This is a genomic window from Methanomassiliicoccaceae archaeon, assembly GCA_034928305.1.
Taxonomy (GTDB): domain Archaea; phylum Thermoplasmatota; class Thermoplasmata; order Methanomassiliicoccales; family Methanomethylophilaceae; genus VadinCA11.
The window spans coordinates 115,775-139,187 of the sequence record JAYFOZ010000002.1 but is presented as its reverse complement, the minus strand read 5'-3'; the positions used below and the strand labels follow the sequence as shown (position 1 = coordinate 139,187).

Sequence of the window (23,413 nt, the reverse complement as noted above, 5' to 3'; positions counted from 1 at the left end):
GCCTTGTCAGAATTTCCTTATGCTCTTCATTGCCTCTTCGACGCTGGCGCCTCTGAGCACTATATCGGATATGGCGCGGGTTATCCCTTCCACGTCCTTATGCTGGAATATGTTACGGCCGATAGATACGCCGCGGCCTCCTGCCTCCAGCGAATCCTTGACCATACTGAGCATATCGTAATCGGATGCCATCTTGGGCCCGCCCGCGATGACGACCGGGGCCAGTGTGCCTCTGACTATCTCCCTGAACGAATCTACGTCCCCGGTATAGCTGCACTTCACTATGTCCGCGCCGAGCTCCGTTGCCACTCTGGCACCGTGAGCTACGTATTCGGGTTCATAGGAGTTCTTGATCTTCGGTCCGCGGGGATAGGCCATAACAAGCAGGGGCATCCCCCATTCCTCGCACTCCCTCGAAAGGTTACCGAGGTCCCTGAGCATTTCGGGTTCCGTCTCGGCCCCGAGGTTGATGTGCATAGACACTGCATCTGCTCCCATCTTCAGCGCCTCTGAGACTGTAGCGACCAGCACTTTGCTGTTGTTCGTATCGCCCATGTCGGTGGATGCGGAAAGATGTAGGATCAGACCAATGTCCGAACCGCTTGCACGGTGACTAAAACGAATCAGGCCCTTGTGCATCAATACTGCAGTGGCTCCTCCGTTTGCGACGGCGTCTACGGTTTCCTTCATATCGTAGAGGCCTTCAGTGGGCCCTATGGATATTCCATGGTCCATTGGGACTATGACGCAGTTCCCGGTCTTTCTGTCAATAATCCTTTCCATTCTAACATTCTTTCCGAACATCATGGTAAGCACCTGTCAATTATCCAATACGCTATTAAAGCTTGCTAATTACATATTCTGCATTAAAATGGCCCAACAAATGTGCCAGCATATAATTCCGATAATAATATGGCCGATTATATCCTGGACCTCATGGTCTCGAACATGCCTTTGAGGCCTGTCCAAAGCTCGAAGGCGCGTGCGCCCTGCATCGCCAACATGTCTTCCCCGGTCGCTATCCTGCATCCTTTGTGCCTTGCGGCCGCAATGAGCTCGGTCTCCATGCCATATACCATGTCCATGACGGTATGCTTTCCCGTGATACCGTTGATATCCGCCGGGTAATCTCCTCCCCCGTACATCCCTATGGGGGTGCTGTTGACCAGGATATCATATTCGGAAAGTTCTGCGGACCCCTTTGGAACCGATCCTATGCCGAATTCCGACGAAAGGCGTGAAACGGTACGGTCGTTCCTGCCTGTTATGGTAATGTCCGCACCGTTCCTCTGAGCTGCGATGATACATGCCCTCGCGGCCCCCCCTGACCCCATGAGAAGCATCTTCTTTTCCTTCATCTGGCACTTTATATTGAGGAATGCCGCTTCAATTCCGTCTATATCGGTATTGTATCCTTTGAGTCTGCCCGAGGTGTTCACTATGGTGTTCACCGCACCGGCCATCTCGGCATCGTGGTCCAGAGAGTCCAGATGACCGATTATCGCTTCCTTGTAAGGTATGGTTACATTCAGCCCGCGGATGTCGTATCCTCTGATACAATCGCCTATACTTTCCAAAGACATAGAACGGAAAACCAGATATTTTCCCGAAATGCCGCTCTCGGCGAACGCAGCCTCGTGCATCGCCGGTGACCTGGAACGTTCCAACGGGTCTCCGACGATCCCGGTTATCACGCATTCTTCCCCCAGCATCCTCATCTCCCGGAGGCTGAGCTGACCCGGTGCGGTGGGTTCGCTGACATATGCAAATGTGAAGCTGTTGCCGAGTATCTTCTGACGTATCCTGGTCACAGTGCCCAGTGGACCCATTCCAAGGAGCACGTGCTCTTTCTTCAGAGCCCGGGAAGCCTCGAGGATGCTGGACAGGTCGACGAAATCCCTTACCATGTATGCTCCCTTGGAAATATCCGAAGACATTGCGTTGAGCATGACGGATATCTCCCGGCCGGTGGGGGTCTTGTCGAAATCATGTACCGAAGAAATCGTTCTAAGGGGAACGTCTGGTAGATCTTCCGTGCCTATGTCGATGATCCCGTTGAAGCCCTCGGGCAGCAAGGAAGCATCGAACCCGTCCCTGAAAGTCACCAACGTCTCTATGCCTCCCGTGTCGGGCACAGAACCGAAAAGATCCGTCCTGACCTCTATCATGTCGGCATCCGAGGCCTCGTAGATGTCCGATGGCCTGCCCAGGGAGGCGCAGATCTTCATCTCAGATTTCCCTCAGGGTCTCCTCTATCTTCATTCCGAAATGACGGCCCCCGCTCTCTATTTTCGCGAGCACCCGGTCGCCCGGTTTGATGTCCGTGACGGACACGGCCCCCTCTGGAGAGACCAGCTTGACCGTCTCTGCGTTCTGCAGGATCGTGGTGTAACGATTCTTGCCGTCTGCCACCTCCACCAGAATCATGGGTCTGACCTCGATCTTACATCTTCCGACGGACGAGATCCTGGTACTGCCGTCCCTGTTGACTATCGCCACGGGCTCCCCGGATTTCAGCTCCCCGAGGTACCTTGTCTTTCCCCCGGGCGCCATGATGTACGCATGCACGGCTCCGGCGTTGACCCTGAACGGCCTCGGCGCAACATATCCGCTGTCCTCGCTTTCCGACTGTACCAGGAACAGGCAGTTGGCCTGGGAACCGATCAGCATTCCCTCTCCGGGAATCATTATGCTTACGGTATCGACACAGACCCGGTCGCCCATCTCTATATTTTTAACGTTGACTACCTCGACCTCGGACAGCTCCACGTCCGAAGACCTTGTGAAGAGGTCTGCGAAAGACCTCAGTTTATCGGGATCCGATACTGCGACCACGATGCCGTCGACGCCTTTCTCCATCGTCTTAAGGTATAGCTTGGCACTTTCCGTGTCCGAAGCGGTGGCGAACACCCTGGTGCCGGTCCCCGAGAACTTTGCGATCAGATTCTCCAGCGGTATTATTGTCCAGTCCGATGACGAAAGCACCACCACAGAACATTTTCCCGCCAGCGACATTGCCCTCTCCTGGTCCTTAGGCGAGCTTATGTCCACGATTACAATGTCGTCGCCGGCGGTTATCAGCTTGATCTTACCAAGTGAAGAGAAATCGAAGTCCTCCGGCCTGACTATTGCTGCCGTTATACCCGATTCTATCGCACTGATGAGCATCTCTTTCCTATCCTCTTTGGACTCCGGAAGGTCCGCCCTCACCCAGATCTCTTTTTCCATGTAACTCGCCTCCCCGCTGTGTGACGTTCCATCACATACCGGCCGGGAACCATGCAGGCATGTTGTTAAAAAACTTATGAACGCTCAGCATGGTTCCAAGAGGGCGAAGTCCGTCAAGTTGTCCGGGTCGTCCTCTACGTTTTCTTTCAGAAGGATAAGACCGTAATGGAGCCCGGCGGCCATTCCGCATATGACCGCCGTATCTCCTGGGAGCCTGCCGTCTGTAAGCATTTCTGCGGCGAGCGCCGTGTCCTCGACCTCCAACCTGTCGGCGCCCGGGAATAATTGGCTGATATTACGGTACGTCTGTCCCAGCGCCTGTACATGGGATGCGACCGCAGAGATTTTTGCTCCCTTCCTCTTTACGAAAACGCAGTGGTGGATCGGCATGCTGAACTCTTCGATCTTCCGTACATTGCCCAGCTTCATCGCCTTCTCCGTCTCGAGGACCGGGCCTGCGACCATGTTCCTGACCGCGACCACTCCGTAGTCTATGCTACCTGAAAGGATCGCCCTCACAACTCCCTCCGAACTGACCAGAGGGACCAGTTCGGCATCGATATTTCTTTTCCCGGCTATGACCTGCGCGGCCTTTTCCGAATTGGAGAGCGGTATGCCCATATACCCAATCTTCTTCATCGACCCGAGATAAAGATTATGGATTAAAACTTGACCTATGGTCTTCCTCTTTGAAAAGTATATTAAATTGAAAGGTCGTCGGGGGGCTCAGTACTATGCAGTCTGTCAGGACCGTTTTCTATATACTCCTATGTCGGAGAGAAATAGATTGGCGGCCGACCGGCTGACTGGAGGAATTCCTATGTGGGAGAGTAAAGAAATCAGAGAGCTCAAAGAGGGCCGTTACATCAACATTGACGATGAGCCTTGCAAAATCACTTCGATCAGCACATCCAAACCGGGGAAACACGGATCCGCAAAGGCGAACATCGAGGCCGTGAGCATTTTCACCGGTGCCAAGAAGTCCCTGTTCGGACCCGTCGGAACCAAGGTCCAGGTACCTGTCATCGACAAGAGAAAGGGCCAGGTCTTGACATTGAACGGCGGAGAGGTTCAGATTATGGACCTTGAGACGTTCGAGACGTTCAGCATGCCTATAAACGAGGACCACACCGGCACTCTGGAAGAGGGCGGGGAAACAATGTACCTCGTGGCAATGAACAGATACAAGCTGATGTAAGGCTGATAAAATGCCTTTCGGGCTTTCGTATGCCGGAGCAGAGACGGAATACAGCGAAGCAGATGCTTTCCTGTTCGGGGTTCAGTACGACCACACCGCATGTTTCAGAGCGGGAGCCCGGGAGGGTCCGAATGCGATCAGACGGGCCTCCTATAATTTTGAGGAGTTCCACTTCGAGCACGGCCTGGACCAATTTATGCCGACCGTACATGATTACGGGAACGTAGACGATTTCGTAATGCCCGAAGATATGTTTTCGGAAGTGGAATTCGCATTGGGTCCCGCCATAAGGGATGAAAAATTCATTATCGCGCTCGGCGGGGAACATTCTATCAACGTCCCTATTGTCAGAAGCCTCCCCAAGGATACGGCGCTCATCTCCATCGACGCGCATCTTGACTCCAGGGACGAATATTTGGGGACACCGTTCAGCCACGCATGCGTTATGCGAAGGGCCGCCGAGCATCTGGGCCTTGAAAACGTTTTTGTGCTTGGCGTCAGGGCCGTAGGAAAGGAGGAGCTTGAAAGAGACGACGCCGTTCCATTCATCAGTTCCTACGAGATAATGGAGGGCGGCATCGAAAGTGCCGTTAAGAAGGCGCTAGACAGTGTGAAGAGCGAACGCGTCTACGTTACGTTGGATATAGACGGCATCGATCCCGCATATGCGCCCGGAACGGGTACACCAGAGCCTTTCGGACTGCTCCCGATGGACGTAAAGAAGGCTATCGGCATGGTGGGCGACAGGTTATGCGGGTTCGACGTCACCGAGGTAAGCCCCCCGTACGACCCGTCGGGCATCACATCCATACTTGCTTCGAGGTTCGTGAACGAGGCCCTCGCTGTTCACGGCAAAAGCCTCAAATGATGCTTTCGTTTTTACGTTGAACAGCTCAGATGGCCTTCGGTTTCTGCTTCGCCTTTTCGGTCGGCTTGACCTCTGGAAAATTCAGCTCCGCATCGGGATCCAGGAACCTCGCGACCTTTCCCTCGAACATGTTGGCACGCTCGATGGATACGTCCTCATCCTTGGATTCCGAATATATCCTGAATATGGGTTCGGTGCCTGAAGGCCTCGCGAGCACCCAGCCGTTATCGAAGATTATCTTCAGACCGTCGGTGCTGTCCATTATGCCGTCGGTCACCGTCTTCTTGAGATAGTTGATGACCACCTGCTTCATGTTGTCGGGGCATTCGATCTTCCTCTTCTGAGTATAGTAGACCGGGAGCTTACCGACCTGCTTGGATAGGGGCCCGTACAGCGCTATGGCCTCAAGCATCTTGGCAACCGTCATAGCTCCGTCCCTGCAATACTGCTGTTGGGGGAATATCAGTCCGCCGTTCTCCTCGCCGCCAAATATCGCCTCGTATTCCTTCATCTTCCTGGCTACTATCGGCGATCCTACAGCGGTGTATATCAGGATCCCGCCTGCCTCGTTGACGACCTCCTCGACCATGGACGATGAGCTTATCGGCGTGACGACCTTACCCTTCTTTTTGGAGAGCTCGAGTTTGGCCAAAAGTGCCAGGCTCTTGTCGCCGCTTACGAATTTTCCTCCGTCAGTTATGAAAACGCAACGGTCGGCGTCCCCGTCGTGGGCGATTCCGATGGATGCCCTGGTATTCTTCGTGAGTGAAATTAAGTCTGCCAGGTTCTCTTCGGTCGGCTCGCTCGGACGTCCGGGAAACTCCCCCTGTGCGTTGCAATTGATTGTGACCGTCTGAATGTGCAGCTTCTTCAACAGAAGCGGAGCCGTCTCGTATGCCGCGCCGTTGGCGCAGTCCAGACATGCGACGATGCCTGCTTTCTTGATTAGGTCTGTGTCAACGTGGGAAAGCACCGAGTCTATGTACGCCTCTCCGGCTTCGTTAACATGGTCCATTGTCCCGGCCTCGTCCCATTTGCACGTATGAATATCGGTGGCATAGATCTCCTCGATGAGGGTCTCCTCTTCGCGGCTTGCCTCCGTCCCATCGGCAGAGATGCATTTGATACCGTTGAACTGGGGCGGGTTGTGCGAGGCAGTGATCATTATGCCTCCGTTCACCTTGTCATGCGTCTTAACGTAATACTGTAAAGCAGGTGTCGGGACCATTCCGAGGAACAGCACATTGACCCCGACGGACATGAGTCCGGAGGATATCGCGGTGCGAAGCATATCGCCGGACGAACGGGTGTCGGTTGCGACCGCGACCGTCCCCTTCATCACCTGTCCGATTGCCTTTCCCATCTGAAGCGCGAGCTCCGATGTCAGGTCTTCATTGACCACTCCTCTTACACCGTTTGTCCCGAACAATCTTGCTGCCAATTAATTCCTCCTTGCGGCTATGAATATCGATATCATGTCGGCACATGCCTTGACGGTATCAGAGGCCTCCTCGATGCCGTGCAACATGTCCCTTGATAGGATGATCCCTCTGACGTCCATATCTGAAAGGTGTATCCTCTTGATGCCTTCGAAGTTCATCTCGTCTATTACGCGCTCCTGGTCCTTCACGGACTCTATGCCTCTTACGGCCTCCTCGTTGTCGTGCGAGTGGAACGCGTCCATGACTCCGATGAGCATCTTCAGCTCGTTCTCCATTTCGGAGGCGGTCCTGAACAGGAATAACCAGATGTCCTCGGGAATGTATGCTTTGGTTTCCTTTGCGACCTGTAGGTGGATCGATGATTCTTTTGACCAGTTCGCCACGTGGTCCAATGTTCTGACGAACTGCAGAAGATTCTCTCTGTCCTGGGCGCTCAGGCCTGAACGGATGACCTCTGTGGACAGTCTGTCTTCGATGCGGTCCGCATCGCGCTCGCTCGTGACCAGACGGTCGACGCACTTCATGGCCTCGGCTCCGTTCTCTTCACCCATGGCACTTATGGCCATCTTCAATTCGATGACCGCGTCCATTACGGCCAATGCGTGGTCCCTCGCCCCGTTCTCGACGGAGCCTGACTTTTTATTTCCGAACCAATCGAGAAGATCTTTCGAATTGCTCATGATATGCTGCCTCCCTTGCCTCACACGGTCCCGCGAACGGACGGTCGTCGCACGGGGCCGAACAGATGGCCCTTAGACCTGCAAAACAGTATTGCCCGCTGTGTATTATAATAAGCCCTCTGAAGAGAACATCACACCAGCGAGATGCTGACGACGTTGCTGCCGCGGAGGATTATGCTGTTCATGCGCCTTTCTTCCCCTGCGGGATCCTTGACAGAGACCTCGTCGAGCACCATGTTCATGTACTCATCGAAAGAGGTCAGTTTCCCCTCTATGATCTTTCCGTCTTTGAGCTGAAGAACTACTTTCTTTTCTACGGACTTTTCGAGTAGGGCTAGTGGCAATACCATTGTAATCCCTGCGTGCTACACATTCGTTCGATTTAAATCTATTCGCCGACCGTCCGGCCATTGCGTCCGTCCAGTGTAAAATAAGGACCCATACCGGGAATAATACGGCCGGCCTTTCGGGCCTCGTCCTTCGCTGTTGTCCCGGACCGCGGGCTATCAAAACGCTTACCGGGCCAGAAGGCCGACCTTGGACCGATGATATTATTTAACGTTGGCCCTGCAGGAAGAGATAGGAGATGGGATCATTCCTCTTCTTCCGGGAGGGCCTGGACCTTAGGTGAGTTCCTGGCCTGTCCGTCTATCCACGTCTTTATGGCGTCCTTTCCGGAACCGGTTATCCCGAAATACTCCTTGAACCGTTTCGTGGTTGTCAGCTCGAGGGTCTGGCCCTTCTTCCTGCCGCTGACGAAATCGCGTTCCATCAGATCCTTCACGTCCTCGTATGTGCGCGACCCAAGCACCTTGAACAGCTCGGACTGAAGCACCGGTTGATTGTAGGCAATGGTGCTCAGGGTCCTCATCGTTCCGCCGCTCATATCGGCCTTGGAGAACTCTCCCGTGAAATCGGCGAACTCCGAACGGAGCATCATGCGGTATTCGGAACCGAACTTGGCTATCGTGATCGCCGAGTTGCGCGAATCGTATTCCCTCCTGAGGTCCATCACGGCGTACCGCACATCTTCCTCCGGGATCCCGGTCTTTGCGGCCATATCGGCGATCTTAAGATTGCCCGCGCTGGAGAACAGTGCCGCCTCCACAGCGCCTTTGACATCCAACTCAGTTCACCGCCTCGGCCGTCATGCGCCCGGTGGCGTCATTCTCCGAAATGCCATCGATCAGCATCTCTACAAAAATATCGCCCAGCGGAAGCTCGGACTGCCTGACCCCCAACTTCCCCTCTCTGACGAGGTGGAGCACCGAACAGAACACCTTCAGGTTGTGCATTATGTCCCTCTTGTACAGATCGTTGATGCATATCTCGCCGGTACCGAGCTTCTCGATGCTCTTCCAGACCGCCTCGACATCCTTTTCGTCGTCCTCTTCGTGGGCCTTGTTCTCGAACTTTCTTGGCTGCTTATCCTTGATAGCCTCTCTGACGCGGTCCCTCTCCTGCTGGATCGCTATCTCTTCCCTTGCCTCCTCGAAAGCGTCGATGAGCTCGTACATCGTTACCTGACGGGTGGGCTCCCTTGCGAACGCCTCCTTGAACGAGACCTGCGGGACGAACATCCCTTCGTCGTCGTAGAAGAAGTCTTCGGGTATCTCGAGCTCCGGCTCCCGTGGCTCTTCGGACCTGCCGCGGGTGGCGTCCGACTGCATTCTCAGGACCTTCCATGCCATGAGCATCAGCTTTCCGGCCACGATCATGTCGAACCTGTTCTCGGCGACCTTCGCCGAATACAGCCTGACAAACTCAGAAAGATCGATCTCCCAGGGATCGATGCCGTTCTCGATCACGAGGCTGAAGACCGACCGTATGGACTCGTCTACCGGGTCCCCGAGCTTCTCGCCGCCATCGGCTTTGGAAAGAATGCTCATGTAGCCGTTTATCCTCTCTGCATTTTCGGCGCTTTCCGTTAGCGCCTTGTGGAACAGCAGATGCTGCTCCATTTCCTCGTACTGCGTGTTCCCATCCACTTTTATTCCCCCGTTCGTTCCTGTGCCTTTACGGCATCCTCTTCGTACTTCGATACCTCCGCGAAATCGGGCTGGATTATTATCCTGCTTATGCCCGACGGCGGCCTTGTGACGCCTATCAGATGATCGGCCATCGCCAGCGTGACCTTCCTCAGCGAAACCTGTATGAACTGAGCTTTCGAGGAGCTCTCCCTTACCATCCCTGCGACCATCTCCGCGTTCACTGCGTCCAGGAACATGTCCACCTCATCGAGCACATAGAAAGGCGACGGCTGGTACTCCTGTATGGCGAAAATGAATGCAAGGGCCGTGAGCGATTTCTCTCCTCCGGAAAGCGACTCCAGCCTCAGAAGCTTGCCGTTCTTAGGCTTGGCGTTGATCGACAGCCCCCCGAGGAACGGATCTTCATCCACTTCCAGGCCCATGAACGCCTCTCCGCCCCCCGACAGCTTGGCGTATATCTCCCTGAAGTTTCTGCCCACCGCCTCGTAGGCCGTCATGAACAGGCCCTTCTTCTGTCCTGTCAGGGATTCCGTAAGGTCTGTGAGCTCCTTGATCTGCTTTTTCAGACGCCCGACCTCTTCGTTCAGACCGTCGAACCTCTTCTTCTTCTCGTCGTAATCTTCTATTGCACGAAGGTTGACGTTCCCGATCCTGGATATCATCGATTCGCAGGATTTTATCGTGCGCCTTATCTCCTCTTCCGAGGGCACCGGCATCTCGACCTCGAGATCGATCTGGGCTATCTCCTCTCTGAGCCTCGCGATGTTCTCGTCGATCCCTATTATCGACGCTCTCATGGACGAGACCGTACCTTCCTTGACCTCTATCTTCTCCTGAACGCTGCCGCTCTCGCCGTCGAGACGGTACCTGTTACCCATCAGGGCATCCCTCTGGTTCCTCAGGCCCTCGATGCCCTTCTCCATCCTGGATTCGATGCCTCTGAGGGCCTCTATCTCGATCTGCGATTCCTTAAGAGAGCCTTCGTACGCTGCCACGTACTCTTCGTTCTCGCCGATCTTCACGTTTAATGCTTCGAGCTGCTTCCTAAGTGATTCCGTCTGCTTGCCGAGTCCCGTTATCTCGGCCTCCATGGCGTTCTTCTGATCCCTGTGGCCGGAAAGCTCTCCGTTCAGGGCGTATATACGGTCCCTGACGTTCTGAATGTGCTCCTGGAGCTCGGCAGGCGCGATCTCTTTGATACGTTCCCTGATCTTGGTCCTCTCGCCTCTCAGCAACTCCAGTTCCGCGGACGCTTTGGACAGCTTTGCCTTCGCGGCCCGCAGCTCGGAGTCCCACCTGGCGCACTGTGATTTCTTCTCCTCGAACTCTTCGGAGAGGGTCTTTTTGGTCTTGTTCAGCTCCGATATCTGCGCCTTCAGGCCGCCGATCTTTGACTGGGCGTCCACACCCTGGGCGTTGGCCTTCCTCATCTCGTCGTCGATCCTGCGTATCTCGTCGCGGATGGACCTGAGCTGCGCCTTGAGGGCTTCCAGGGCGTCGTTCGCCTCCCCGAGCTTCTTTCCGACCTCTTCAAGGTCGGACTCGGACGAAGCGCCGAACTTCATTACCGCGTCCTGTCTTAGGGTTCCTCCCACCATCGCACCGGAAGCTTCTATCAGCTCGCCCTGCATGGTGACCATCCTTATCCCGCCCATCAAGGCGCGGGCCGAGTTCAGATCCCTCATCACAAGGGTATCTCCCATGATATACCAGAAAACGTCCTGGTATCTGGGATCGAATTTTATCAGATCTATGGCGTATCCTTCCGAGGACTTTACGGCCATTATCGCCTTCGCCCTCGGCTTCCCTCCGATCATCTTGGTCAGGGGAAGGAACGTCACGCGGCCGAGCTTGTTGCTCTTCAGGAAGTTTATTGCCTCTGCGGCAACATCGTCATCGTCGACGACTATCGCGGTCATCTTCCCGCCGGCGGCTATCGAAACTGCGGTCTCGTACTGCGGGTCCACGGTTGCCAGTTCCTGCACGGTCCCGTGGATGCCGGCCATCTTGCGCTTGTCCCTGAGGGCCAGTATAGCAGATACCGCGGTGCTGCCGCGGTTCATGCTCTCGGACACTTTCTTCTCGGCGGCGAGGCGGCCGTATTCGGAATCCAGCCTGCGTATTGCATCATTGAGCTCGTACTCCTGCCTCTCCAGCTCTGCCTCTTTCCTCTTGGAGTCGAGGATCTTCCTGGAGAAATCCTCCGCCGAAGAGCCTCCGTTATCCTGTTTGACCTGCTGGAGGTTCCATTCCGCATCCTTTATGTCGAAGGAGGCCGACTGGATCCTTTCGTCCATTGTAGCAAGTGCGCGCGCGCCTTCTTCGGCCAGGCTCTCGGCCTTCGCCGCGTTTACCTGCGCTTCGTGCTCCTCGATGCCTTTGGCGTCGATCTTCTCTTCGAGCACTGTGAGCTTGTTCTGAAGTTCAGTGTGCTCTCCGCCGTGCTCGGCCATCTGCTTGCGGATCTTCTCGTCCTCGTCCTTGGCGAGATGGAGCTCCCCCTGAGCCTTGTCTATGGCGATTTTAACATCATTGAGTGAATTGTTCAGGTCCTTGGAGGAATTCTCGTTCTCGGAGATTGACTCCTCGATCGACTCGCGGTAACCGACCTGCCCCGCGATGTCCTCCTTGGTGGATTCGATGCGGTCCCTCTGTGTTGCGATCTTGATCTTGACGGATTCGATCCTGTCCTTGAGCTCCTTGTACTCGGGCCCTACCTTGGCACTTATCTCTTCGTCCTTTTTTACGATGGCCTTTTCGTTCTCGGAGTATTCAGACCTGATCTGCCCCTTCCTTTCCCTGAGCTTTGCTATCTCTTCGGATATCTGGCCTATCTGATTCTGGAATCCTTCGCGCTTGGACTCCTCGATCTGCATCTGTCTGTGTGTAAGCTGGGCCTTGGACATTTCCAAACGCGACTGGGCCTCCAGATACTTCCTGGCATCCTCGCGGTCCTTCTCCAGCTGCCTTATCTGGTTCTCCAGCTCCTCGAGCACTATGTTTATGCGGTCCAGATTCGTCTCCGCCTCTGCCCTTTCCCCGGCGGCGCTCTCGATATCCTGGTCGAAGCTTGCTATGCCCGAGATGCCGTCCAGGATCCGCCTCCTCTCTACGGTGCCCATCTGGACTATCCTTGTGACATCTCCCTGTTGGACCATGTTGTAACCGTCGGCGCTGATCCTCGCCTTGGTGAGAAGGTCTTCGAACTCTGACATTGTGGACTTGCGGTCGTTGACGTAGAAATAGGAGTAATAATCGGTCTTGGCATCGTTGAACCTGACCATCCTGGTCAGGCGGACGATGTCGTCGTCCCAGGGCATCATGCGGTCGGCGTTGTCGAACACAAGCGAGACGGTCATGAAGCTGGCCTTGTTCTTCGTCTTGCCGCCGTCAAAAATGAGGTCCGTCAGCCTTCCGGCCCTGACAGCCTTCGAGCTCTTGGGCCCGAGCACGAACAATATAGCGTCCGTGATGTTTGACTTCCCGGACCCGTTAGGTCCCGTGACCGCCGTATACCCTTCCATGAAAGGTACGATCAGCTTGCCGCCGAACGATTTGAAATTCTCCATTTCCACTTGCTTTAAGTACACGTTACACCCCTAGGCGGGCAACGCGAGCGCTGTACGTGCTCATTGTGCATCCCCATTTGTTCGAGTACGAACGATTATTAAATGTCATAGATAATATTTAAATACAATTATCACTGGCACATCTTTAATGTCCCTCGCCTGGGCAAAATATCGATTTTTGCAACGGACTGGACCACATAATCGGGCCTCACCGCAGAAGTTACCAGATCGCTCTCTGAAGTCTCACCTGTTAGTACCAGGACTGAACGGATCCCCGCATCGTTGGCCATCCTGATGTCTGTGTAAAGACGGTCCCCGATCATCATAGTATCGGAGGGATCTACGTTCATTACACTGGCCGCCATCTCGAGCATCAGACTGTTCGGTTTACCTATCACCGTTGCCTTTTTTCCCGTGAGCGACTCGAACAGCCTGATGAACGGACCTATGTCCACATCGTACGAGTCTTCCGTAGGGCATAGGTCGTCCGGATGTGTGGCCACGAGCTCCGCGCCTGCGGATATCAGATGGTACGCCTCGTTTATCCTGTCATAGCATATGGTGCGGTCGAACGTTAGCAACACTGTATCCGGCCTATCGTCGGTTACGTTGATGCCGTATGAAACGATCTCTTCCCTGACGTCCGGTGACGCCATGAGGAAAACGCGCGCACCGGGTCGGAACTTTTGCAGAAACCTGGCCGTGGCGGTCGCAGATGTGATTATCTCGGCCTCGGAAACGGGAAATCCCATATTACTGAGCCTCCGGTAGTAGAAGTCGCGAGTATGGGAGGAATTGTTCGTTATGAACGCGTACGGTACGCCTGCTTCCTTCAGCCTCGAAATGAAAAGGGAGGCGCCTTCTATGGGCTCATCTCCCCGGTAAACGGTGCCGTCCATGTCCAGAAGTACCCCGGCGACGTCAGTTCCCAGCTTCAAGCTCTCCCCTCGCTGTCCTGATGGTCTCCCTGAGGCCCACCCGGGCCTCTTTGTTGTAGATGCATGCGGCCGGATGGTAGGTGGGTATGAACGCGATCTCTTTTCCGTCGACCGTTATGAAAATCTTCTTGTTGACTATATCGCCCATCTTTCCTTCGTATCCTAGGAGGTCCCTGCAGGCAGATTTGCCTAGGCCGATCACCAGTCTGCATGATGAAAGCTCGCTGTCGAGGAACTTCCTGCATGCGGCCATCTCCTCCTTCGTGGGGTCGCGGTTATTCGGTGGGCGGCATTTCACAGTGTTGGTGATCATTACCTTAGACCGATCGAGGCCTTCCTCCGCCATGATCTTGTCGAGTATCTTGCCCGACCTGCCTACGAATGGCTTACCCTGCAGGTCCTCTGATTCGCCGGGGGCCTCCCCCACGAAAGCTATTCCCGAGGACAGGTCCCCGCTGGGCAGGACAAGGTTGGTCCTTCCTTTGCACAGGGAACAGAGGTCACAGTTCTCCGACGGCCTCAAACACGGCCCTCCAGAATCTCGGACGCCCTGACCAGCGGTCGAAGTTCAACGCCAGCCTCGAAGAGATTTTCCGAGCCCCCTCCCTGGCGGTCGATGACGGAAACTATGTCGGTGACCTTTCCTCCAGCTTCGCGTACGGTCGCGATGGCGGCGATGCTGGAGCCTGCCGTGGTTATAACGTCCTCTATGACCAGCACGCGGTCCCCGACTTCCAGGTCCCCCTCGATCAACTTCCCGGTACCGTGGTCCTTCTTCTCTTTCCGAACCATAACGTAAGGGATACCCGTCTCGAGCGAAAGGGCCGCTGCCAAAGGAACGGATCCGAGGACTACCCCGGCGATCCTGTCGGGGCGGTAACCGAGCTCCGATACCTTCGATGCCATAAGCTTGGCTATGAGCTTCAGGACCCTGGGGTTCGTGCTCGCCTTCTTTATATCTATGTAGTAGGTGCTTTTCGCCCCCGACGCCAGCGTGAAGTCTCCGAACTGCAGCGCTCCGCATTCTATCAGTGCCTTTGACATTTCTCCCATTTGTGTCACCATGGTTCTTTTTTCAGGCCGGCTTTGAATCCGACCATGTTGGCTATCCGGTGTATACCGAACATTATCAGTATCAAGAATATAAGTGCCAGTATGTTCCATCCCTCTATGTAGGTCCCGTAAACCCAGCCGGGAAAGAACAGCGCCGTGACGAGCAACGCTCCTGCAACGAAATCATATTGGTCAAGGATCGGCGCCTTCTGACCCCTTTCCATGCCGAGCCTGCGTTTGATGAAGGCTCCGGAAAGATCGCCGAGCACCGCTCCGAAAGACAGCGCACATACGGTCCCCGCGCATTGCCATAGCTGCCCATATCCCCAGTGGTCTACGGGGTCGAAAACGTGAGAGATCCCAATCAGGATCATGCCCAGAGCTATCCCTGAGAAGGCACCTCCGAAAAAGCCTCTGAAGGACTTGCCATCTCCGAATATCCTTTTGCCCCTCCAAGACCTGCCGAAGTCCATCTTCGTCCCTCCACCGAATACCACGGCAGCGGAGTTGGGCAACATAGCTGGCAAAAACACCCAAAGTCCGACCAGCATTACTGTAACGGCACCCAGAACGTCCATTCTATCCCTGATTCTGGATGGGCGTCCATTGTTTAACCTTTGCTTATCTTCGCATAGCAACTTTGATAATCCACTGTGTGAATCGGAACCCATGCTCATCATGGACACTTCGGCGTTCTTCACGATGGATTGGATCCCCGATGAGGAATTCCTCTGCCCGCCTGGGATAGTGGACGAGCTGCAGAGGTTCAACGACCCGCGTCTCGCTCTGTGGGACGACCGCCTCAGGGTGTCCGACTGCACCAAAACCTCGATGGAAAAGGTGAAGGAAGAGGCGCGAAAGACCGGAGACATCGGAAGGCTCTCGCCTGTGGACCTCTCCGTGCTTGCACTTGCCTTGGACACAGGCGGCACGATACTGACCGACGATTATTCCATCCAAAATGTAGCCAAATCTATGGAGATACCCTATCGGGCGGTGGGCACGGCAGGAATAACGAAAAAGGTCAAATGGAACTACCGTTGCATCGGGTGCGGAAAATGGTTCAAGGAAAAATCCGAAGAGTGCCCCATATGCGGCTCGGCCATGCGGTCCCATCGTAAGAAATGATCAAGGGAATATGCGCTTGCATCTTACCAGGTTGGCCATGCGCCTTTCGCCGAGTATGCGCATGCATATGTCGGTCCTGCGGTCCGAGCCGAATGCGAACGTGTCGGCGAGCTTCTTGTTCAATGCCGCTGTTTTCAGAGGTTTGCCGATCGCCTCCCTGAATTCCGAATCGTAATCCTCCAGAGGCCTGCCCTTGAGTATATGGTCTGCCACTACGTTTCCGCAGATGCGCCCAGATATCATCGCCTGAGGGATTCCCCCTCCGTTGACCGACGCGACCTGGCCTGCGGCGTCTCCGACCACCAGTCCGTTTCCGGAGACCGTTCTATTGATCGGCCCCTCGCTGGGAACGTATTTTCCGTGCACTTCTTGCACGATGTCCAATCCCTGCTTCTCCGCAAACTGCCTGAAATATTCGGTGGGCCTTCCCTTGGAGAATTTGGGTGCGAATCCCACTCCGACGTTTGCGCATCCCGACTTGGGTATTATCCAGCTGTAGGCGCCCGGAGCGATGCCTCCGAAGAACATCTCGATTACAGGCTCAAAGTCACCTTTGGCGACCGATGTGACCGCAGGGTAGAGATTCTTGTTCCGAGGGAGGCCCAGTTCTCGGGAGACTCTGGAGGATGGGCCGTCTGCGCCCACGATGACCTTGTATTCGATCTCGCCTTTCTCGGTCACAGCAACCCCGTTCTCTATCCTTTGGAAACTGCAGTTCGTCACGAGTTCGGCGCCGGCCTTGACGGCCTCCGATATAAGATGTTGATCGAACCTATCTCTGTCGACCGTGCATCCGGTGAACGGGAATTCAGTGGTTCGACCGTTAGGAGATGTGAACCTCATGCCCTCTATCCATCTCGTAACCAATGAGGAAGGGATATCCATCGTATCATCGAGATCCGGCGCGTCGGGAAAGGTGCCGCGTGTCTCCTCCAGACTCGGAACGAGCTCTCCGCACCTGACCGGAAATCCGACCTCGCCGCGCCTCTCGATGATTCTGACCGAGACGCCTTTCTCGGCCGCAAAGCGTGCGGTCATACTGCCGGCCGGGCCGGCTCCGACCACCAGAACATCCACCTTCTCTGTCACGGGATCACTTATCCCTCGTTACGATGTAATCGCCAAGTGCCAGCAGAGCCCTCTTATAGATCGAGTCGCCAAGGATATCGAGATTCTGGCGTGCTTCGACCAGTACCTCCATCGCCTTTTTCTTGCACCTGCTTATGGCGTCGGTCTTCTTTATCAGATTGATCGCCATCTCTACTGTATCGGCGTCTGGCTCATCGGTCTCGAACACTTCGATGATCTGCTTTCCGTAAAGTGGGTCTTCCATGGCATATATTATGGGAAGTGTGGGCTTGCCCTCGATGATATCTGTACCTACAAGCTTGCCGGTGTTATCGGCATCCCCGATTATGTCCAAGGTATCATCGATTATCTGGAATGCCATCCCGGTGGCCATGGCGTAATCCCCGATCGCATCCAGCGTCTGGATGTTTGCATCGGCCATGAATGCGCCCGACTTTGCCGATGCGGAAATTATCTTGGCGGTCTTCCCGTTGATGATCTCCATATAGTCGTCCTCTGTGACCTCGGACTTGTGCTCGAAATTCTTCTGGATGAATTCGCCGGCGCTCATGGATGACGATGCGTCGATGACATATTCGACTATGTCGGGCGATGTGGCACCTATCAGTCTGAAGCCCATGGCGAACATGAAATCACCGGTGATTATCGCCTTACCGATCGTATACTCTTTGTAAAGCGACTTGCGGCCCCTGCGAAGCTCGCCCTGGTCATTGATATCATCGTGGACTAGGGTCGCGCTGTGGATGATTTCGAACGCGGAGCCTATTTCGATCGCCCTCTTGGGATCTCTCCCTCCGCATGCGTAATAAGCCAGGATGCATACGGCGGGCCTGATCCTTTTGCCTCCTGAAGTGATGACATATCTGCACATTTCGGTGAGCTCTCGGTTCTCGGACGTCAGTTCCTTAGCCATTAGGTCCTCGACCCTTTCGAGCTCATCCGATATGCAGTCGTGCCAAAGGTCGGACATAACCTTGAGTGAAGTGTGTAATCTACTTAAGCTTTTCAGAGTTCAATAATCAAAATAGCCAGTGCAGAAGCATAAAGAATAAATTAAAACCTGCCCCCAAAGGGGCAGGGAATGAAATTGTTTGATACCGACTTCAAGGCATAATGGCGGCCGCGGCCTGCGAGCAGTAATATAGGAACGGCTCAGGGAATACACCCATCGCGATTACTCCTAAGACGCACAATACTGCTGCTATCGTGAATGCCACGGGGACCTTGATCTTCTCTTCGGACTCTCCCTTCTCGATGTACATCGCCTTGACTATCTTGGCGTAATAATACAGCGAAATGGCAGAGTTCAGTATTGCCACGAACGCGAGCCACACCCACTGTGCCGATACCGGTTCTCCGAGCCCGGGCACGATTGCGGCCGAGAACAGGAAGAACTTTGCTGTGAATCCCGCCAGAGGGGGTATTCCCGCAAGCGAGAACACACATAGAAGCATCACAGCTGAAAGCAACGGTGCCCTCTTTGCAAGTCCTCTGTAATCCTTGAGGTTCTCTCCGACGCCGGCCGTTATCAGCGCAGCTACGACCACGAACGCTCCGCCCTTCATGAACACGTGCGCGAACATGTAGTAGATTGTTCCTGTCATCGCCCACTCGCTCATGATCGCGATCGCCATAAGCATGTAACCTGCCTGGGCTATCGAAGAGTATGCCAGCATTCTCTTCACATTGCCCTGTACGATGGCCAGTATATTTCCTACGGTCATCGTGATGGCCGCAAGGATCGCGAACACGTACTGGATCGACTCGGTCATGAACGGCTGGGCCGCCTGTATCGTGACGAACATCACGAAAAAGACCTTGATGTATACCACGAGCCCCATTTTCTTGGAGCCTGTAGCAAGGAACAGAGAAACCGGTGTCGCTGCCCCCTCGTACACGTCGGGGGCCCACATGTGGAACGGAGCCGCCGCGATCTTGAAACCATATCCTGCGATCATAGTCGCAAGCGCGATTACGAGGCCTGCGGTGTATCCCTGGGTTGCGAGTGCCGCCGCGATATCCGCGATGTTGGTCGTGCCCGTAAGGCCGAACAGCATAGAAATACCGTATATCGTCAGACCGGAAGAAAGTCCTCCGATGATGACGTACTTGACAGCGGCCTCAGAGGCCCTGGGGTCTTTTTTCTTCATTGCGACCATCGCGTACGACGGGATGCTTACCATCTCGACGCCCACGAAGATCAGTAGCAGGTCGGAAGCTGTTGCAACGAATGCCATTCCCGCCGTTGCGATGAGCATCAGCGAATAGAACGCACCGACGTGCAACTTGGTCGTCTCGCTGCTGGGGCCCGCAATCAGGATAGCAATGAATGCGACGACCTGGAAAAGCAGGATCATCAGTCCCGAGAACGCGTCGTATGTGAACAGGTCGTAATACGTCCCGTTGTAGTGCCCGAGCAGAAGCAGTATGTTGAATACTGCCGCCAGAACCACAAACGCAAGCGATACCGCGCAGGTCACATCTTTTCTCTTGAAGAGAAGGTGAATGCCCGGCATCAGCAATGCCCCTATGATGACAAGCACCATGGGCAGTACCGGGGTCATGCTTCCGAACGAGTCGGTTATCCAATTGATATCAATATCTACCATTTATCACACCCCCGGCATGGCAAAGTTTGCCACGAAAGTCTCGATATAGCCCAGAGCGAAGTCGGGCCAAATACCGAACAGCGCTATGACTATGCACAGCACCGCCAGTGCGAAGCCCTCGGCCTTGCTAACATCGTGCACATGAGACAGATCGACCTTGGTGGTCTCCCTGCCGAACAGCGTTCTCTGCATCGCCCATATGTAAAACCCTGCGTTCAGCATGATGGACAGCAGGCAGAATACTATCAGCCATATCTGTCCCATGGCTTCCGCCGCCACGTAGAACGAGAATATCACTCCGAACTCTCCCCAGAACCCTACGAGACCGGGCAGACCCAGCGAGGCCATGAAACCGATCATCATGAAGGTTGCGAAGGCAGGTAATTTTCCTGCCAGACCGCCGAGAAGCGGAATCTCCCTCGTTCCCAAGGCATGACCGGTGAAACCGCACACCATGAACAGCACTGCGGTAACGAGGCCGTGGGCGAACATCTGGAATATCGCGAATTCGATTCCTATCTGCGCTATTACGGGGTCGGGCGACGCGGCGTACTTGACGTACAGCAGCGATGCGGCGATACCCAGCATGACCATTCCCATGTGGTTGATGGACGAATAGGCCACCATCTTTTTGAGGTCGGTCTGCGCGATACATGCGTAAGCGCCGTAGACTATCGAAATCAAGGCAACGACCAATATTATCTCCGCCCACCAGATTGCTCCGTCGGGTAGAGCGTTGAGTGCGACCCTGATTATACCGTAAGATCCCATCTTAAGCATGACACCTGCAAGCAGGACCGAGCCTCCGGTAGGTGCCTCGACGTGCGCGTCCGGAAGCCATGTGTGGAACGGGACCGCGGGCATCTTGACTGCAAACCCGAAGAACAACAGACCGAACACCAGCACCTGGAATACCTCGCCGAACGATCCAGACGCAGCGTTCACGGCGGCGAACGAGAAGTCCGCAATTACGCCGGGGTTTATTGCTGCCGCCTGGAACACGATCGCGAAGATACCGATCAGCATGACCAGGCTCGCCACATGCGTATAGATGAAGAACTTGATTGCCGAATAGTGCCTTCTGGGCCCTCCGTACCATGATATCATGAAGTACATCGGGATCAGCGTTACTTCCCACATGATGTAGAACAGGAAGTAATCGGCCGACAGGTAGACACCCATCAGACCCAGCTCCATGATCATTATCAGCGTGTGGAAGTAGTTCGGCCTGTCGCTCTCGGATGCCGAGAACACGACGACCAGGAACACCAGCAGAGCGGTCAGCAGGACCATCAACAGGCTGAGCCCGTCTATTTCCAGTATGAACGATATCCTGATGTTTGCGGCGTCGATCCAAAGATAGTTCTCCGAAAGGAGCGCCATATTATCGACGAACATTAGGAGTATCACAAGTACCAGCGTTACACCTGAGAAGGCTCCCGCCACGTACTTTGCGTACTTCTGTCTCTCTCCGCCCATAAAGAGCGTTGCGACTGCCCCTATTAGGGGAATCACCAGCAACAACATCAGTATGGGGATCTCAGCGAAAATTTCGTCGAACACCTTACATCCCTCCCATGAAATAGATAAATACAAGGGCAACGACGAATACCGCCGCTACACCGATCATCACGATCGAAGCATAGTTGCCCACGTTTCCTGTCTGGACGTACTTGGCGCTCTCGCCTGAACCCACAACTGCACTGGAGAGTCCGTTGACGGTCCCGTCGACCACGTTCCTGTCGAAGTAATCGACACCTTTTCCGATGCCGTATCCGAACTTCCAGGAAATCCAGTCGTACAACTGGGGGAACCACCATCTCTTCTCCAGGGCATTGTAGAGCCTGGACTGTCCTTCCTTGTTGAACCTCCCGGGGTTGACCGAGAACTTGCTGTACATGAGGTACGCAATGTATATCCCCAGCAGTGCCAGGACTATGGTCAGGTAGGTGTACGGGTTGGTGAACAGCTCTTCGATGAAGTGCGCTGCTCCGTGACCGTCGTGCATTCCCACTGTGAACGCACCTGTGATCGCATCGGGGGATATGGTTATTATGCCGTCAAGCCCGAACAGAATCAGGAAACCGGAACCGAACGCGAATATCGCAAGCAACATCAAGGGGATGGTCATGGATGCCGGGGACTCGCCGTGCGAGTGCTCGGTTGCGTGACCCTTGGGTCCTCCGAACGTCATGTACCACATGCGGAACATGTAGAACGCGGTCATGAACGCGGTCACGACTCCCAGAACCCATATTATTGCGAATATGTAGCCCTCGGGTCCAAACTCCGACGCCTTCATAACAGACTCGAGCACGAGGTCTTTCGACCAGAAACCGCTGAAGAAGGGGAACCCTGCAATCGATAATGAACCGATCAGCATGGTTATCGAAGTCCACTTCATCTTCTTACCGAGGCCGCCCATCTCGCGCATGTCCTCGGTACCGCACGAATGGATGACCGAACCGGACCCCATGAACAGCAATGCCTTGAAGAAGGCGTGGTTGAACATGTGGAACACACCTGCGGTGTATCCGGCTGCGCCCGCGGCAATAAGGGCCGGGTTGTTTTCCTGCATCCCTATTGCCATCATGTATCCGCCGGCTCCCAGTGCCATTATCATGTAACCGAGCTGGGAAATCGTCGAGAACGCGAGGACTTTCTTTATGTTCATATTGTTAAGCGCCATGGAGGCCGCAAGTATTGCGGTGATTCCTCCGATCAGGCCGACGAGCAGCATGACGTCCGCAGACTGGACGAACAGCGGGTAGCTCCTCGCAACGAGGTACACGCCCGCCTTGACCATCGTCGCCGCGTGTATCAAAGCTGAAACCGTGGTCGGGCCCGCCATCGCATCCGGCAACCAGTCCTGCAGAGGGAACTGTGCGCTCTTTCCGATCGCACCTCCGAAAAGCAGGAGAGTAGCAAGGATTATCAGATTCGAGTCGACAGCGGCTATGGCCGAGGGCTCGAACAGGCTAACGTAGTCCAGGGACTGGAACGCGTACAGAAGTACGAACAGTCCTGCCATGAACGAAACGTCTCCCAGGCGGGTAACTATGAACGCCTTCTTTGCGGCGGAAGCGGCTTTGTCGGAAGCGACATCGCCTTCAGGGTGCCTGAAGCTCCAGAATCCTATCAGGAGGTACGAGCAAAGGCCCATTACCTCCCAGAAGACGAAGGTCATCAGGTAGTTGTTGGAGATTATGAGCCCCAGCATTCCTGCGAGGAAAAGGCTCACTTCTGCGAAGTATCTCCTGTTCCTCTTTCCCTGGTCATGCATGTACCCTATCGAGTAGATGAAGATCAGCAGGGAGATCAGGGAGGAGAACATCAGCATTACGCAAGTAAGCCCATCCACGTAGTATCCCAGTGTGAGCGTGAACCCGCCCGGGATCGTGAACCATGTTACCGCATCCGTCACATAACCGATGCCGCCGTTGTAAGCGGGTCCCGTTAGGAACTCGTACACCACCAGCACGGACAGGACGAAGGATACCAAGGCCCCTATGATTGCAATCAACCCCCCTTCTTTGGGGGTCTTCTTTCCGATCAGACCGATGATAACGAAGAAAATCAGCGGAATCACCGGTATGAGCCATGTATATTCGATGAACATC

General features: G+C 54.7%; 22 protein-coding genes. 3 read left to right on the top strand and 19 right to left on the bottom strand.

Annotation, left to right across the window (positions count from 1 at the left end):
• Positions 1-6 precede the first annotated feature (6 nt).
• The 4 genes from VB016_02430 to VB016_02415 all read right to left on the bottom strand — a co-directional run bounded on the left by VB016_02430 (position 7) and on the right by VB016_02415 (position 3,867).
• Positions 7-807: a 2-amino-3,7-dideoxy-D-threo-hept-6-ulosonate synthase gene (locus tag VB016_02430; protein MEA4977398.1), complete on the bottom strand. Its 801-nt coding sequence runs from the start codon at positions 805-807 to the stop codon at positions 7-9.
• A 113-nt stretch (positions 808-920) separates the two neighbouring features.
• Positions 921-2,228 (bottom strand): type I 3-dehydroquinate dehydratase, encoded by a 1,308-nt coding sequence (locus VB016_02425; GenBank protein ID MEA4977397.1) that lies wholly within the window; start codon positions 2,226-2,228, stop codon positions 921-923.
• A 1-nt stretch (position 2,229) separates the two neighbouring features.
• Positions 2,230-3,228, bottom strand: a complete 999-nt coding sequence (locus VB016_02420; GenBank protein ID MEA4977396.1) for a 3-dehydroquinate synthase II — start codon at positions 3,226-3,228, stop codon at positions 2,230-2,232.
• An 84-nt stretch (positions 3,229-3,312) separates the two neighbouring features.
• Complete coding sequence (locus tag VB016_02415; protein ID MEA4977395.1) at positions 3,313-3,867, bottom strand: prephenate dehydratase domain-containing protein; 555 nt, start codon at positions 3,865-3,867, stop codon at positions 3,313-3,315.
• A 181-nt stretch (positions 3,868-4,048) separates the two neighbouring features.
• Between VB016_02415 and VB016_02410 the strand changes: the two genes are divergently transcribed.
• Together VB016_02410 and speB are read left to right on the top strand one after the other, a co-directional pair.
• The gene (locus VB016_02410) at positions 4,049-4,426 is read left to right on the top strand and encodes a translation initiation factor IF-5A (protein ID MEA4977394.1); all 378 of its coding nucleotides are present in this window, start codon (positions 4,049-4,051) and stop codon (positions 4,424-4,426) included.
• Between the two features lie 10 nt (positions 4,427-4,436).
• On the top strand, positions 4,437-5,294 hold the full coding sequence (gene speB / locus VB016_02405; GenBank protein MEA4977393.1) for an agmatinase: 858 nt from the start codon (positions 4,437-4,439) through the stop codon (positions 5,292-5,294).
• A 25-nt stretch (positions 5,295-5,319) separates the two neighbouring features.
• Here the strand turns inward: speB and glmM are convergent, their stop codons facing one another.
• The 10 genes from glmM to VB016_02355 form a co-directional block, all read right to left on the bottom strand.
• Positions 5,320-6,735, bottom strand: a complete 1,416-nt coding sequence (glmM, locus tag VB016_02400) for a phosphoglucosamine mutase (protein ID MEA4977392.1) — start codon at positions 6,733-6,735, stop codon at positions 5,320-5,322.
• Positions 6,736-7,416 carry a DUF47 family protein gene (locus VB016_02395; GenBank protein ID MEA4977391.1) on the bottom strand — a complete coding sequence of 227 codons (681 nt, stop codon included), beginning with the start codon at positions 7,414-7,416 and terminating at the stop codon, positions 6,736-6,738.
• Positions 7,417-7,547: 131 nt separating this feature from the next.
• On the bottom strand, positions 7,548-7,766 hold the full coding sequence (locus tag VB016_02390; GenBank protein MEA4977390.1) for an LSM domain-containing protein: 219 nt from the start codon (positions 7,764-7,766) through the stop codon (positions 7,548-7,550).
• A gap of 242 nt (positions 7,767-8,008) precedes the next feature.
• Positions 8,009-8,542: an SMC-Scp complex subunit ScpB gene (scpB, locus tag VB016_02385; protein ID MEA4977389.1), complete on the bottom strand. Its 534-nt coding sequence runs from the start codon at positions 8,540-8,542 to the stop codon at positions 8,009-8,011.
• 1 nt (position 8,543) lies between these two features.
• Positions 8,544-9,404, bottom strand: coding sequence for a chromosome segregation protein ScpA (locus VB016_02380; GenBank protein ID MEA4977388.1), 861 nt, complete (start codon positions 9,402-9,404; stop codon positions 8,544-8,546).
• 2 nt (positions 9,405-9,406) lie between these two features.
• Positions 9,407-12,997, bottom strand: coding sequence for a chromosome segregation protein SMC (smc, locus tag VB016_02375; GenBank protein ID MEA4977387.1), 3,591 nt, complete (start codon positions 12,995-12,997; stop codon positions 9,407-9,409).
• Between the two features lie 110 nt (positions 12,998-13,107).
• Positions 13,108-13,914: an HAD-IIA family hydrolase gene (locus VB016_02370; GenBank protein MEA4977386.1), complete on the bottom strand. Its 807-nt coding sequence runs from the start codon at positions 13,912-13,914 to the stop codon at positions 13,108-13,110.
• Positions 13,898-14,437 carry a uracil-DNA glycosylase gene (locus VB016_02365; GenBank protein ID MEA4977385.1) on the bottom strand — a complete coding sequence of 180 codons (540 nt, stop codon included), beginning with the start codon at positions 14,435-14,437 and terminating at the stop codon, positions 13,898-13,900. The genes VB016_02370 and VB016_02365 overlap by 17 nt, the downstream gene beginning before the upstream one ends.
• Positions 14,434-14,967: an orotate phosphoribosyltransferase gene (gene pyrE / locus VB016_02360; protein MEA4977384.1), complete on the bottom strand. Its 534-nt coding sequence runs from the start codon at positions 14,965-14,967 to the stop codon at positions 14,434-14,436. Before pyrE ends, VB016_02365 begins: the two co-directional genes overlap by 4 nt.
• Before the next feature lie 5 nt (positions 14,968-14,972).
• Positions 14,973-15,545 carry a CDP-2,3-bis-(O-geranylgeranyl)-sn-glycerol synthase gene (locus VB016_02355; protein ID MEA4977383.1) on the bottom strand — a complete coding sequence of 191 codons (573 nt, stop codon included), beginning with the start codon at positions 15,543-15,545 and terminating at the stop codon, positions 14,973-14,975.
• Positions 15,546-15,636: 91 nt separating this feature from the next.
• Between VB016_02355 and VB016_02350 the strand changes: the two genes are divergently transcribed.
• On the top strand, positions 15,637-16,095 hold the full coding sequence (locus VB016_02350; GenBank protein MEA4977382.1) for a nucleic acid-binding protein: 459 nt from the start codon (positions 15,637-15,639) through the stop codon (positions 16,093-16,095).
• Here the strand turns inward: VB016_02350 and VB016_02345 are convergent, their stop codons facing one another.
• The 5 genes from VB016_02345 to VB016_02325 all read right to left on the bottom strand — a co-directional run bounded on the left by VB016_02345 (position 16,096) and on the right by VB016_02325 (position 23,412).
• Entirely contained in the window at positions 16,096-17,184 is a 1,089-nt protein-coding gene (locus tag VB016_02345) for an NAD(P)/FAD-dependent oxidoreductase (protein ID MEA4977381.1), read from the bottom strand.
• 4 nt (positions 17,185-17,188) lie between these two features.
• The gene (locus VB016_02340) at positions 17,189-18,154 is read right to left on the bottom strand and encodes a polyprenyl synthetase family protein (GenBank protein ID MEA4977380.1); all 966 of its coding nucleotides are present in this window, start codon (positions 18,152-18,154) and stop codon (positions 17,189-17,191) included.
• 133 nt (positions 18,155-18,287) lie between these two features.
• Positions 18,288-19,793 (bottom strand): NADH-quinone oxidoreductase subunit N, encoded by a 1,506-nt coding sequence (locus VB016_02335; GenBank protein MEA4977379.1) that lies wholly within the window; start codon positions 19,791-19,793, stop codon positions 18,288-18,290.
• Positions 19,794-19,796: 3 nt separating this feature from the next.
• The gene (locus tag VB016_02330; protein MEA4977378.1) at positions 19,797-21,356 is read right to left on the bottom strand and encodes an NADH-quinone oxidoreductase subunit M; all 1,560 of its coding nucleotides are present in this window, start codon (positions 21,354-21,356) and stop codon (positions 19,797-19,799) included.
• A 1-nt stretch (position 21,357) separates the two neighbouring features.
• Positions 21,358-23,412, bottom strand: coding sequence for a proton-conducting transporter membrane subunit (locus tag VB016_02325; protein MEA4977377.1), 2,055 nt, complete (start codon positions 23,410-23,412; stop codon positions 21,358-21,360).
• Between the last annotated feature and the right edge of the window lies 1 nt (position 23,413).